This is a genomic window from Streptomyces sp. JK94, from assembly GCF_053613315.1.
The window spans coordinates 51,713-64,510 of the sequence record NZ_JBSICH010000029.1 but is presented as its reverse complement, the minus strand read 5'-3'; the positions used below and the strand labels follow the sequence as shown (position 1 = coordinate 64,510).

At 73.5% G+C, this 12,798-nt stretch carries 13 protein-coding genes and 1 tRNA gene; 1 reads left to right on the top strand and 13 read right to left on the bottom strand.

Going from position 1 to position 12,798, the window contains the following annotated elements; genetic code table 11:
- The first annotated feature begins 101 nt into the window (after positions 1–101).
- Positions 102–629 carry an NUDIX hydrolase family protein gene (locus ACVV2G_RS24480; RefSeq protein WP_453844979.1) on the top strand — a complete coding sequence of 176 codons (528 nt, stop codon included), beginning with the start codon at positions 102–104 and terminating at the stop codon, positions 627–629.
- A gap of 12 nt (positions 630–641) precedes the next feature.
- Here ACVV2G_RS24480 and mnhG read toward each other — a convergent pair whose 3' ends face one another.
- The 13 genes from mnhG to tdh all read right to left on the bottom strand — a co-directional run bounded on the left by mnhG (position 642) and on the right by tdh (position 12,707).
- Positions 642–1,007 (bottom strand): monovalent cation/H(+) antiporter subunit G, encoded by a 366-nt coding sequence (gene mnhG, locus ACVV2G_RS24475; protein WP_453844905.1) that lies wholly within the window; start codon positions 1,005–1,007, stop codon positions 642–644.
- Positions 1,004–1,291, bottom strand: a complete 288-nt coding sequence (locus ACVV2G_RS24470; protein ID WP_453844978.1) for an MrpF/PhaF family protein — start codon at positions 1,289–1,291, stop codon at positions 1,004–1,006. Before ACVV2G_RS24470 ends, mnhG begins: the two co-directional genes overlap by 4 nt.
- Positions 1,292–1,317: 26 nt before the next feature.
- Positions 1,318–1,917 carry a Na+/H+ antiporter subunit E gene (locus ACVV2G_RS24465; RefSeq protein ID WP_453844904.1) on the bottom strand — a complete coding sequence of 200 codons (600 nt, stop codon included), beginning with the start codon at positions 1,915–1,917 and terminating at the stop codon, positions 1,318–1,320.
- Positions 1,914–3,545, bottom strand: coding sequence for a Na+/H+ antiporter subunit D (locus tag ACVV2G_RS24460; protein WP_453844903.1), 1,632 nt, complete (start codon positions 3,543–3,545; stop codon positions 1,914–1,916). The genes ACVV2G_RS24465 and ACVV2G_RS24460 overlap by 4 nt, the downstream gene beginning before the upstream one ends.
- Positions 3,542–4,303, bottom strand: coding sequence for a Na(+)/H(+) antiporter subunit C (locus ACVV2G_RS24455; RefSeq protein WP_453844902.1), 762 nt, complete (start codon positions 4,301–4,303; stop codon positions 3,542–3,544). Before ACVV2G_RS24455 ends, ACVV2G_RS24460 begins: the two co-directional genes overlap by 4 nt.
- A complete protein-coding gene (locus ACVV2G_RS24450) occupies positions 4,300–7,206 on the bottom strand; it encodes a Na+/H+ antiporter subunit A (RefSeq protein WP_453844901.1) in 2,907 nt (968 codons plus the stop codon). The genes ACVV2G_RS24455 and ACVV2G_RS24450 overlap by 4 nt, the downstream gene beginning before the upstream one ends.
- Positions 7,207–7,462: 256 nt before the next feature.
- A tRNA-Pro gene (locus tag ACVV2G_RS24445) sits at positions 7,463–7,536 on the bottom strand.
- A 250-nt stretch (positions 7,537–7,786) separates the two neighbouring features.
- Positions 7,787–8,146, bottom strand: coding sequence for an MmcQ/YjbR family DNA-binding protein (locus ACVV2G_RS24440; RefSeq protein ID WP_453844900.1), 360 nt, complete (start codon positions 8,144–8,146; stop codon positions 7,787–7,789).
- Positions 8,147–8,176: 30 nt separating this feature from the next.
- Complete coding sequence (locus ACVV2G_RS24435) at positions 8,177–8,710, bottom strand: GNAT family N-acetyltransferase (RefSeq protein ID WP_453844899.1); 534 nt, start codon at positions 8,708–8,710, stop codon at positions 8,177–8,179.
- Positions 8,707–9,285 carry a helix-turn-helix domain-containing protein gene (locus ACVV2G_RS24430; protein WP_453844898.1) on the bottom strand — a complete coding sequence of 193 codons (579 nt, stop codon included), beginning with the start codon at positions 9,283–9,285 and terminating at the stop codon, positions 8,707–8,709. The genes ACVV2G_RS24435 and ACVV2G_RS24430 overlap by 4 nt, the downstream gene beginning before the upstream one ends.
- 46 nt (positions 9,286–9,331) lie before the next feature.
- A complete protein-coding gene (locus tag ACVV2G_RS24425; protein WP_453844897.1) occupies positions 9,332–10,234 on the bottom strand; it encodes a LysR family transcriptional regulator in 903 nt (300 codons plus the stop codon).
- Between the two features lie 59 nt (positions 10,235–10,293).
- Positions 10,294–11,487 carry a glycine C-acetyltransferase gene (locus ACVV2G_RS24420; RefSeq protein WP_453844896.1) on the bottom strand — a complete coding sequence of 398 codons (1,194 nt, stop codon included), beginning with the start codon at positions 11,485–11,487 and terminating at the stop codon, positions 10,294–10,296.
- A 191-nt stretch (positions 11,488–11,678) separates the two neighbouring features.
- Positions 11,679–12,707 carry an L-threonine 3-dehydrogenase gene (gene tdh / locus ACVV2G_RS24415; protein ID WP_453844895.1) on the bottom strand — a complete coding sequence of 343 codons (1,029 nt, stop codon included), beginning with the start codon at positions 12,705–12,707 and terminating at the stop codon, positions 11,679–11,681.
- Positions 12,708–12,798 lie beyond the last annotated feature (91 nt).

Here is a 12,798-nt window from a genome sequence, read left to right as displayed (position 1 = left end):
CGCCCGGTCGGCGACGGCCGAGCGGCGTGGGACCCGTCACAGTCCCGGAGCGCCGCCCGGGAAGCGGGAACGGCTGAAAGTATGATCAAGCGATGTCTGACATGACCGAAACCACGCCGGGCTGGCTGACGACCGACGAACTCGAGATGGCGCGCGCCCGCATGCCGATCCTCTACGTCGAGGCCGTGCCCGTGCGCGTCGACGACAGCGGCGAAGTCACCAGCGTCGGCCTGCTCCTGCGCATCGGGCCGGACGGGACGGTCAGCCGGACGCTGGTCTCCGGCCGGGTGCTGCACCACGAGCGGGTACGGGACGCCCTGCTGCGCCACCTGGAGAAGGACCTCGGCCCGGTGGCACTGCCCCGGGTGCCGTCCTCGCTCCAGCCGTTCACGGTGGCCGAGTACTTCCCCACGCACGGTGTCACGCCGTACCACGACCCCCGGCAGCACGCGGTCTCGCTCGCCTACGTGGTGCCGGTGGCCGGCGACTGCCGGCCCCGTCAGGACGCCCTGGACCTGGTGTGGTTCAGCCCGCAGGAGGCCCTGTCCCCGGCGGTGCAGAGTGAGATGCCGGGCGGGCACGGGGTGCTGCTGAAGCAGGCGCTGGCACATGTGGGCTGCGTGCTCTGACCCTCCCCCGGGCTACTCGTCCCGCGGCTCCCCGTCGCTCAGCTGCGGGTCCAGATCGTCCCGGAGCAGGCCCCGGGACCCGGTCCGGCCCGTGCGGTAGGCGGAACGGGCCACCAGGTGGGAGGCGACCGGACCGGTGAGGAGCTGGAAGAAGACGACCAGCGCGATGGTGCCCAGGTCGACACCGTGGCGCAGCCGCAGCGCCACCCCGGCGAGGACGAGGACCATCCCGAGGGTCTGCGGTTTGGTGGCGGCGTGGCTGCGGGAGAGCACGTCCGGGAAGCGGAGCATCCCGATCACGCCGAGCAGGCACTGCAGGCAGCCGAGGAGCAGCAGGACCGCTCCGGCCAGGTCGGCGGCCTCGCCCCAGGCGTTCACCGGTGGTCCTCCGTCCCGTCGGCCCGCAGCGAGGGCCGGTCGCGTACGGCGATGAACCGGGCGATGCCCACCGAGCCCGTGAAGCCGAGGAAGGCGAGCACCAGCATCACCGGGAAGTAGAAGGAGTCGCCGTCGTGGGCGGCCTTGACGCAGATGCCGGCGATGATGAGGGCCGCCGCCACGTCCAGGGCGACCGCGCGGTCCAGCATCGAGGGTCCGTACCAGACGCGGTACAGCAGCAGGGCGCCCGCGAGGAGGACCATCACGGCGGAGGCGACCAGCATGGCCCCTTCCACGGCGTGCAGGGTGGTCACGGCGACGAGTCCCCTTCCGGTACGGGACGGGAGGCGTGGGCGATGTCCTCGGCGGTGCCGAAGGCCCGGGCGACGAGTTCCTCCATGCGCCACACCGACCGCCGGGCGCTCTCGACCGCTCCGGGGTCGTCGGCGTCGAGGACGTGCAGGAACACGGTGGCCGTCGACCGGCGGACCTCGACCACGGAGCCGCCGGGGACGTTGGAGACGGCGACGGCGGTGGCGGTGAGCATGAGGTCGCTGCGCACCCGCAACGGGACGGCGACGACCGCGGGGTGGTAGGGGCCCTTGGCGAAGATCTGCCGGGTGACCTCGACGCTGGAGGAGAGCATGTCGTACAGCAGGTGGGCCGCCAGCCGCAGGATGCCCTGCGGACGCAGCCGCAGGCCGATGTCCACGGCGGGCAGGGGGAAGGCGAGGCACAGGCCCACCGCGACGACGACGCCGTTGACGAGGTCGCCCCAGGACGGGGTGCCCCACAGCAGGATCCAGATGACGGTGAGCCAGGCGACCAGCGGCAGGTCGAGGATGCGTCGGCCGCTGCCCACGCGGAAGGACCAGCTGTAGGGGGAGCGGTCGCGCAGGAGGTCGCTCATCGGCCGAGTACCGCCTCGATGTAGGGGGTGCGGGCGAGGAGTTCGGTGGCGGCGGCCTCGGTGAAGGTGGTGAGGGGGCCGCCGAGCACGGTGTAGAGCAGACCGAGGGCGACGGCGGCGCCGGTCGCCGCCGGCATCGGCCAGGGCAGCCGCTTGGTGGTGGTGATGGACTGCCCCAGGAGGCCGGCGGGGACCACGGCGCCCGCCGGTTCCGGCAGGCTGCTCCCGGAACCGGTCGCCGCCTCGTCCTCGTCGTCGGGCTCGTCCTCCGCGGCCTCCAGCACCCTGCCCTCGTCCTCGGCCCCGGGCGGGGCGTCGCGCCAGAACGCGAGGTTCCAGACCTTCGCCATGACGTACAGGGTGAGCAGGCTCGTGGCGGCGGACCCGGCGACCAGCGCCCAGGCCCAGCCGCCGCCGTCGTCGACGCCCGCCCGCATCAGGCCGAGCTTGCCGATGAAACCGGACAGGGGCGGGATGCCCGCCAGGTTCATGGCGGGCACGAAGAACAGCACGGCGAGCAGCGGCGCCGTCCTCGCCAGGCCGCCGAGGCGGGTGAGTTGCGTGGTGCCGCCGCGCCGCTCGATGAGCCCGGCGACGAGGAAGAGGGTCGTCTGCACGGTGATGTGGTGGGCCACGTACACGATCGCACCGGCGATCGCGTCGCGTCCGGCGAGCGCGATGCCGAAGACCATGTAACCGATGTGGCTGATGAGGGTGAAGGAGAGCACGCGCTTCAGGTCGGTCTGGGCGACCGCGCCGAGGATGCCGACGATCATGGAGGCGAGCGCGGTGAGCATCAGCAGGTCGCCGAGGCGGTGGCCGGGGAAGAGCAGGGTCTGGGTGCGCAGCATCGCGTACACGCCGACCTTGGTGAGCAGGCCCGCGAAGACGGCGGTGACCGGTGCGGGCGCGGTCGGGTAGGAGTCCGGCAGCCAGGCCGCGAGCGGGAACACCGCCGCCTTGATGGCGAAGACCGTCAGCAGCGTCGCCTCCAGCAGGGTGCGGACCCCGGCCGGGACCTCCTGCAGCCGCACCGCGAGCTGGGCGAGGTTCACGGTCCCCGCGACCGAGTACGTCATGGCGATGGCGATGAGGAAGAGCGCCGAGGAGAACAGCGAGATGATCACGTACGTCGTCCCGGCCCGGATGCGGGTCGCGGTGCCGCCGATGGTGAGCAGGACGAAGCTCGCCACGAGCATGATCTCGAAACCGACGTAGAGGTTGACGAGGTCCCCGGCCAGGAAGGTGCAGGAGACGCCCGCCACGAGGATGAGGTAGGCGGGGTGGAAGACGCCGACCGGCGTCCGGTCGTCGCGGTCGGCCATGCCCTGGCCCAGCGAGTACACGTGGACGAGCAGGGTGACGGCGCTGGACACGGTGAGCATCAGGCCGGCGAGCCGGTCGGCGACGAGGGTGATGCCGACCGGTGGCGCGAAGTCGCCGAGGTGCACGCTGAGCGGGCCGTGGCGGTCGGCGGCCACCATGAGGATCACGGAGAGCACGAGGACCGCGCCCAGAACGGTGAGGCTGATGAAGCGCTGGAACCGCTGGAGCCGCGGGCCGATGGCCAGCTTCAGACCCGTGACGCACAGGGGCAGCACGACGGGGAGGGGGACGAGCGCGTTCACCTGGTTCCTTCCGGGCCGGCGCCCCCGGGGCCGTCGGCCCGGCCGGGCGGCGCGTGGCAGGAGTCCTCGCCGGGGTGCGAGTCGGGTTCGCGGCCGGTCTCCCCGGGGTCGTTGAAGGGCCCGGCCTCACGGGCCGGTGCCGGACCCGGCCTGCCCGCCGCGTCGGTGGAGCCCCGTTCCCGGCCCTCGCGGTAGTCCTCGGGGTCGGCGCCGAGGATCTCGTTCCACAGGTTGCCGGAGACGTCGTCGGCGCGGGCCTGGTGGGCGCGTTCCTCGCGGACCCGCCGGCGCAGCCGTCTGCGGGCGGCACGGTAGCGGGCGTCCAGTTCGGGGGCGGTGGCGGGCTCGGCGCGTGCTTCGCGGTAGCGGTCGCGCAGTTCACCGCGCCGGTCGAGGAACTCGGCGCGCAGGGCGACCAGCCGGTCCTCGGTGTCGTCGCTGATCTCGTCGGAGCCGGTGACCTGGTGGCTGCGGTAGGCCATGGCGAGCAGGAACGCCGTGGTGGCGAGAGTGATGACGATGGCGGTGAGGGCGATGGCCTGGGGCAGCGGGTCGGTGACCCGGTTGCGGACGACGTTCGGGTAGAGCAGCGGTGCGTCCCCCGCACTGCCGGTCGAGGCGAGCACCAGCAGGTTGACGCCGTTGCCGAGGACGACCGCGCCGAGCAGGATCCGGGTCAGGGACCGGGTCAGCAGCAGGCTGGCGCCGACGGCGCCGAGAACGGCGGCGGACACCAGGAGGGCGAGGCTGACGGTCATGCGGGGCCCGCCTCTGCGCGTCGGGCGGCGGCCCGTTCGAGGTGCCGGTCGATGCGGCCGCCGAGGGCCCGGACGATGTCCTGGACCACGCCGAGAACCAGGAGGTAGACCCCGCAGTCGAAGAGGACGGCGGTGGACAGGTGGGCGTCGCCCCACACGGGCAGGTGGCCGTGCCAGGTCCAGCCGTGCAGCACGGTGCCCTCGACGAGGCCGCCCAGCGCCACCCCGGTGGACAGGAACAGACCGAGGCCGGTGAACAGGCCCGGCTTGAAGGGCACCGCGTCGGCCAGCTCGTGCCGCCCGCCCGCGAGATAGCGGGCGATGAAGGCGACGCCGGCGGTCAGGCCCGCGACGAAGCCGCCGCCCGGCAGGTTCTCCGCGCACATGAGCAGGTAGACGGAGAGGACCAGGATGGGGTGGAAGATGAGGCGCGCGACCACTTCCAGGACGAGGGAACGGCGTTCGGGGGCGAGGGTGGAGCCGGCCGCGAGCCAGGTGCTCTCCGGTGCGCCCTCGTCGCCGCTGGGCAGGCCCGCCGCTTCGTACGGGGTCGCCCGCCAGGCGGTGCGCAGACCGGCGTGCGGGTGGTCCCCGGGCAGCGTCGGTACGGGCTGCCCGGCGTCGTCGGTGCGGCGGTGCAGGTAGATGAGGCTGGTGACGCCGATCGCGGCGGCGGCGAGCACCGCGGACTCCCCCATCGTGTCCCAGGCCCGCAGGTCGACGAGGATCGTCGCGACGACGTCCTTCAGGCCGTGCCGGGCGGTCTCCTCGACCATCGCCGGCCCGGCGCCGTCGGCCCGGCGGTGCCCCGCCATGATCCAGACGACGACGGAGACGGCGGCGGCGCCCGCGAGGGCCACCGGCATCCGCAGCAGGCGCCGCCACCGGCGGTAGTTCTCCTCGAAGTGCACCGGCATCCGGCGCAGCACGAGCACGAAGACGATCATCGAGACGGTCTCCACGCAGAACTGGGTCAGCGCGAGGTCGGGCGCGCCCTGCACGACGAAGAGCAGCGCGGCGCCGTAGCCGGTGAGCCCGGCGAACACGACGGCCTTCATCCGGCGCCGCACGGCCAGGCACAGCAGGGCGGCGGCACAGGTCAGCAGCGCGACACCGGCCTGTGCCGGGTGGTCCCACAGCCGCGGGGCGGGCACCGAGGCCCAGGGCTCGTCCGCGAGGAGGACGGCGACCTGCCCGGCGAGGACCACGCTCATGGTCGTCACGAGGTACACCGACAGCGAGCCGCGCTGCACGAAACCGGTGCACTGCAGGGCGGTGCGTTCCAGGCCCAGCAGCAACGTCCCGAAGACCCGGTCGGCGGAGCGCCAGGCGAGGGCCTGCCCGACGCGCAGGACGGGACTCGCGGCGAGGAACAGCACCACACCGCCCGCCCAGGCCGCGCAGGACAGGCCGAGGGCGAGGCCCGCCCCGTGCCACAGCGCGAGGTGGTACGGGTGGTCGGGTACGGGGAACTGTGCGGCGTAGGCGCCGAGGAGCCCCTGGAGCCAGGACGTGCCGGGGCCGAGGACGAGGCAGGCCAGGGCCAGCACGGCGGGCGGCGCGAGGAAGGCCGGCGCGACGGCGTGCGGTTCCGTGTCCGGGACGCCGGGCTTGCGGGCGAAGGCGCCCCAGAGGTGGCGCAGGGTGTAGGCGGTGGTCAGCGCCGAGCCGACGACCGTCATGGCGAGTGCCCAGCGGTCGACGGTGTCCCCGTCCAGGAGGGACTGGAAGGCGGCCTCCTTGGCCGTGAAGCCGAGCAGTGGCGGGACGGCGGCCATGGACAGTCCGGCGACCACGGCGACGGCGCACACGGCGGGCAGTCTGCGCCCGAGCCCGGACAGTCTGCGCAGGTCGCGGGTGCCGGTGGCATGGTCGATGATCCCGGTGACCAGGAAGAGCGGGGCCTTGAACAGGGCGTGGGCCAGGATCATGGCGGTGGCGGCGAGGCCGGTGTCGTGACGGCCCGCGCCGGCGAGGACGGTGAGGAAGCCGAGCTGGCTGACGGTGCCGTGGGCGAGGACGAGTTTCAGGTCGTGCAGGCGCAGCGCCCGCCAGCCGCCCAGCAGCATCGTCGCGGAGCCCAGGACGAGCAGGAGTGGCCGCCAGGGTGTGACCTCCGCGAAGGCGGGGGCGAGCCGGGCGATGAGGTAGATCCCGGCCTTGACCATCGCGGCGGCGTGCAGATAGGCGCTGACCGGGGTGGGGGCGGCCATGGCGTTGGGCAGCCACAGGCTGAACGGCCAGACCGCGGACTTGGAGAGGGCGCCGACGAGGATCAGCACGATCGCCGTGGACAGTGCCGCCGACGCGGGCGGCGGGTCGGCGAGGATCGCCGAGATCCGGTAGGTGCCCGCCTGGTGACCGAGGATCAGGAAACCGACGAGCATGGTCAAACCGCCGAGCGTGGTGACCGTCAGTGCCTGCAGGGCGCTGCGCCGGTTCCGCTTGTGGTCGCTGGTCTGGCCGATCAGCAGGTAGGAGAAGACGGTCGTCAGTTCCCAGAAGACGTAGAGCAGGACGAGGTCGTCGGCGAGGACCAGGCCGAGCATCGCCCCGGCGAACGCGAGGAGGTTCCCGGCGAACCGGCCCAGGTGCCGGGACCGGTCGTCGAAGTAGGAGGCGCAGTGGACCAGGACGAGGGTGCCCACTCCGGCGGCGAGCAGCACCATGAGTTCGGCGAGTGCGTCCAGTCGCAGCGCCCAGTCCACGCGGTAGGCCGGCAGCCAGGCCCACTCGGTGGTGTCGGCGCCGCCCGCGGCCGTCGTGCTCCACCGGGTGGCCGCCCAGGCGGCGGTCGCCGCGGGCGGCAGGGCCAGCACGAGGAAGGCGCGGGTCCCCCACCGTCTCACCAGCGGTGCGGCGAACAGGGCGAGCCCGAAGTGGCAGAGGACGAGGACGGTCATGCGGGTCCGCGCGGGGGCGCGGGGACGAGGGGACGACGAGAAGGACGAGAAGGGTAAGGATGACGGAGAGGACGAAAAGAACGAGGACGCCGGGGCACCCGACAGTGATATATCGGGCATCCCGCCCGGGCATCCAGGCACGCCGCTGCGGCGTGCCGACAGTCGTCTTCCCGGTCGGCTGCACCGGGAACGGGAAAACGGTCGAGGGCGGACCCGGATTCCTCCGAAGCCGCCCTCGACCCGCGACCGTCTCCAGTCGGGACGACAGGATTTGAACCTGCGACCCCTTGACCCCCAGTCAAGTGCGCTACCAAGCTGCGCCACGTCCCGTTGCCCGTCTGACCTGGGGTTTCCCCCGGCCGAACGCGCAGGAAAACCATACCGCACTCGGGCCGGTGGTCGCGCATCGCTTTTCCGTGGCGATCCGCGGGGCGGGGTCTCGCCGCGCGCTCCGGCGCCGGCCCCCGCCCCGCGGCCCCCGTCCGCGTCGTCCACGCGTCAGCCGGAGCCCCCCTCCGGCCCCGGCTGTCGCATGTCCCCGGATGATGCCACGGGGCACTGACAACGCCCCCCGGGGACGTCAGCCCCCGGCCGGCAGTCCCAGCCGGGGGTGGGCCTCCAGCAGCCGGGACGGCGCCGCCTGGCGCCAGGAGTCGGCGAGGATGTCGCGCAACTCGTCCTCACCCTCCAGGGCGGCGAGACGGGCCCGCACCCAGGCGAACTGGGCCTCGTGGCCGGCGATCCAGAACTTCTCCGGCTCGGCCAGCACGAGTTCGCCGCGCTCCTCCTTCGGGCAGCGCACCGCGAGGGAGGTCTCGTCCTCGGGCAGCGTGGCGAACATCTTCCCCGCGACCCGGAACGTGGGCATGTTCCAGGCGGTCTTCTCCGTCGTGTCCGGCAGGGACAGGGCGATACGGCGTACGTCTTCTGCGTCCGGCATGTCAGGCACGGTAGCCGCCGCCACTGACAATCACCCGGCGGCCGCGGGGGCTCCGACCTGCTTGAAGTAGAGCGTCGTCGGCCGCAGTTCCCCGCCCGGGTCCGCCGCGTAGCCGGGGATCGTGCCGGCCCGGGTCCATCCGGCGGAGCGGTAGAGGTGTTCCGCGGGCCCGCCGGTCTCGGTGTCCAGATGGAGCAGGGTGAGGCCGGCCGCGGCGGCCGCCTCCTCGGCGGCGGTCAGGAGCCGGCGGCCCAGTCCCCGGCCGCGCGCCTCCCGGGCCACCATGAGTTTGACCAGCTCGGCACGGTGGCGGCTGTTGGGCTTGTCGGGCAGGGCGAGACTCACCGTCCCCGCCACCCGTCCCCCCTCGTGCGCCACCCAGACGGCGAGCCGTCCGGCGGCCACGGCGGCGGCCCGCTCCCGCCACCAGGCGAGGGCTTCCGCGCGGCCGAGCGGCGCGAGGAAGCCGACGGACGCGCCGCCCTCGACGGTGTCCGTCAGCAGGTCGGCCAGGCCCGCCAGCAGGGCCGCCAGCCGGTTCCCGTCGACGCGGCTCACCTTCACGGCAGCACCACCGCCAGCACGTAGCGCACGTCCCCGGGGCCGGCGCATCGGAACCTCGTCGGCCCCCAGACCCGCATCCGCAGGCAGTCCCCGGTGCCGAGGTGGTGCTCGACGTCCTGGGCCGTCACCAGCAGGGCCCCTTCGAGGACCCAGACGTGCTGCTCCAGGCCGGGCACGGGCGGCCGGTCGTAGGCAAGGTCGGCGCCGGCGGCCAGCCGTCCCTCCACGAGTTCGCCGCGCAGCCCGGCGTGCGGCGGGGACACCGCGCGGCGCACGAACCCGGCGGACCGGTCCTCCCACCGCAGCTGCTCGGCCGCGCGCACCAGCAGGGCGGGCTCCGCCTCGACCTCGCCGAGCAGCCGGGACATCGTCCGCCCGTAGACCGCGCACAGGCGGTTCAGCTGGGCGGCGGTGGGGCTGGTCTCCGCCCGCTCGGCCCTCGACAGCGTGGACCGGCTCACTCCACTGCGCTCCGCCAAGTCCCCCAGTGACCAGCCTCGTTCGGCCCGCAGCTCGGCCAGCCGCGCGGCGAGCCGGGCGTCCACGAGGCTGGGCGCGTCATCAGTTTCTCTCATATACGGGACGCTATCCCGGATGTGAGACGGCCGTGTTACGGAAGCCTCACGCCCGGGCCGCCTCGTCGAGCGCGTCCAACACGGGTCGGATCAGCGGGTGTTCTTCGGATCCCCGGCGTACGGCGGCGAAGACGCGGCGGGTGGGCGCGACCCCGTCGACCGGCCGGACGACCACGCCCGTGAGGTCGGTGCCGTGCAGCGCCGAGCGCGGGACAAGCGCCACGCCGGCGTCGGCCGCGGCGAGGGACACCACCGCGCGGAAGTCGTCCGAGGAGTGCTCCATGCGGGGCTGGAAACCGGCACTCTCGCAGGCCAGGACCACCACGTCGTGGCACGGGTTGCCCGGGTACGGGCCGATCCACGGGTCCTTGGCCAGCTCCGCGAGCGGCACCTCGTCGGTGTCGGCGAGCCGGTGGGCGACGGGGACGACCGCGTCGAAGGGCTCCGCGTACAGGGGGACGTGGGTCAGGCGCGGGTCGTCGGCGGGCGGCGCCCCTCGGTACTCGACGGCGACGGCCACATCGACCTGCCGGTCCAGGACCATCGGCAGGCTGGCGTCGCCCTCGGCGTCCTGCACCCGGATGCGGATACCGGGCGCGGACGCGGCGAGGCGGGTCAGCGCGGGCGCGACGACCAGGGCGATGCCGGTCGCGAAGGAGGCGACCGTGACGGTGCCGGCTGCGCCCGAGCCGTACGCGGCGAGTTCCGCCTCGGCCCGCTCCAGCTGGGTGAGGACGGCGTTGGTGTGCCTGAGCAGTATCTCGCCGGCCGGGGTCAGCCGTACGCCCTTGGCGCCGCGCTCGACCAGGCGGTGGCCGGTCTCCTGCTCCAGGGCGGCCAGCTGCTGGGAGACCGCGGACGGGGTGAGGTACAGCGCGGCGGCAGCCGCCGTCACCGTGCGGTGGTCCGCCACCGCACGGAGGATGTGCAGCCGCCGCGCTTCGATCACGGGATCGATTCTCTCAGGTCAGGTACCGGAGGGCCGGACGCGGGCAGGCCGGGCGGGTGTCAGGCGTCCAGCTCCCCGCGTGCCGCCACGAAGGCGTCCACCGCGCGGTTCACGTCCTCGGTGGAGTGCGCGGCGGACAGCTGGACGCGGATGCGGGCCCGGCCCTGCGGGACGACCGGGTAGGAGAAGCCGATCACGTACACCCCGCGCTCCAGCAGCAGCTCCGCCAGGCGGCCCGCCTTCGACGCGTCGCCGATCATCACCGGTGCGATGGCGTGGTCGCCGGGGAGGATGTCGAAGCCCTCCTCGGTCATCCGGCGGCGGAAGAGCGCGGTGTTCTCGGCGAGCCTCACGCGCAGGTCGTCCGCCGACTCCAGCAGGTCGAGCACCTTGAGGGAGGCGGCGGCGATGACGGGGGCGAGGGTGTTGGAGAAGAGGTACGGCCGGGAGCGCTGGCGCAGCAGCGCGACGATCTCGGCGCGGGCGGCGACGTAACCGCCGGAGGCGCCGCCGAGGGCCTTGCCGAGGGTGCCGGTGATGATGTCGACGCGGTCCCTCACACCGTGCAGCTCGGGGGTGCCGCGTCCACCGGGGCCGACGAAGCCGACGGCGTGCGAGTCGTCGACCATGACCATGGCGTCGTAGCGGTCGGCCAGGTCGCAGATCTCGCGCAGCGGGGCGACGTAGCCGTCCATGGAGAACACGCCGTCGGTCACGATCAGGCGGCGCCGGGCGTCGGCGGCGTCCTTCAGCTGCCGCTCCAGGTCGGCCAGGTCGCGGTTGGCGTAGCGGAAGCGGCGGGCCTTGGAGAGCCGGATGCCGTCGATGATCGAGGCGTGGTTGAGGGCGTCGGAGATCACCGCGTCCTCGGGGCCGAGCAGGGTCTCGAAGACGCCGCCGTTGGCGTCGAAGCAGGAGGAGTAGAGGATCGTGTCCTCCTGGCCGAGGAACGCGGACAGGCGGGCCTCCAGCTCCTTGTGGACCTCCTGGGTGCCGCAGATGAAGCGCACGGACGCCATGCCGTAGCCCCAGCGGTCCAGCGCCTCGTGGGCCGCGGCGACGACCTCGGGGTGGTCGGCGAGGCCCAGGTAGTTGTTGGCGCAGAAGTTGAGGACCTCGCCGGGACGGCCGCCGGCCGTGACGGCGACGGTGGCGGACTGCGGGGTGCCGATCACCCGCTCGGGCTTGTGCAGACCGGCGGCGCGGATCTCGTCGAGGGTGGCGCGCAGGTCCTCGCGCACGGAGTCGAACATGGGGTCTCCTAGAAGTACGTACGTCTCACGCGGCCCGGCCGCGTCCGGCGGGCCGGTCGGGCGGGACGGTCGAATCGGGCAGGCCGGTCGGGCTGGGCAGGCCGGTCGGGTCGGGCAGGCTGGGCAGTCCGGGCCCGGCGGGCGAGCCGGTCGGATCGGGCGGTCCCGGCCCGGCGGGCGAGCCGGTCGGATCAGGCGGTCCAGTCGAGGATGACCTTGCCGCCCCTGCCGCTCGCCGCGTCGGCGAACGCCGCCTCGTGGTCGCGGTGGCTGTAGCGCCCGGTGACGACGGGGGCGAGGTCGAGGCCGCCTTCGAGCAGCACGGACATGGCGTACCAGGTCTCGAACATCTCGCGGCCGTAGATGCCCTTGATGGTGATCATCGAGGTGACGATCCGGGCCCAGTCGACCGGGAACTCCTCGGACGGCAGGCCGAGCATGGCGATCCGGCCGCCGTGCGTCATGTTGGCGATCATGTCGCGCATGGCCTCGGGACGGCCGGACATCTCCAGGCCGATGTCGAAGCCCTCGCGCAGGCCGAGTTCGCGCTGTCCGTCGGCGATGGTCGCCGTCGACACGTCGAGGGCGAGGCTCACGCCCACCTTGAGGGCCAGGTCCAGGCGTTCCCGGCTCACGTCGGTGATCACGACGTTGCGGGCGCCCGCGTGCCGGGCCACGGCGGCGGCCATCAGGCCGATCGGCCCGGCGCCGGTGATGAGGACGTCCTCGCCGACCAGCGGGAAGGACAGGGCGGTGTGCACGGCGTTGCCGAACGGGTCGAAGATCGCGGCGACGTCGAGGTCGACGGGCACGCGGTGCACCCAGACGTTGGCCGCCGGCAGGGCGACGTACTCGGCGAACGCCCCGTCCCGGCCGACGCCGAGCCCGACGGTGGCACGGCACAGGTGGCGGCGGCCGGCCAGGCAGTTGCGGCACTTGCCGCAGACCAGGTGGCCCTCCCCGCTGACGCGGTCGCCGGTCTTGATGTCGGTGACGTCCCGGCCGGTGTCGACGACCTCGCCGACGAACTCGTGCCCGACGACGAGCGGGGTGCGGATGGCCTGCCGCGCCCAGCCGTCCCAGGCCCGGATGTGCAGGTCGGTGCCGCAGATGCCGGTGCGCAGCACCTTGATGAGGACGTCACCGGGTCCGATGACGGGCTCGGGGACGTCCGCGAGCCACAGCCCGGGCTCCGCCTTCTCCTTGACCAGCGCCTTCAACGCTACGGCTCCTGACGGGTGAGGTCCCGGCGCCGGGCATGCCGGGGCAGCCCGCGTCCGGGGAGGGGAGGGGAATCGCACAGCAATCTGC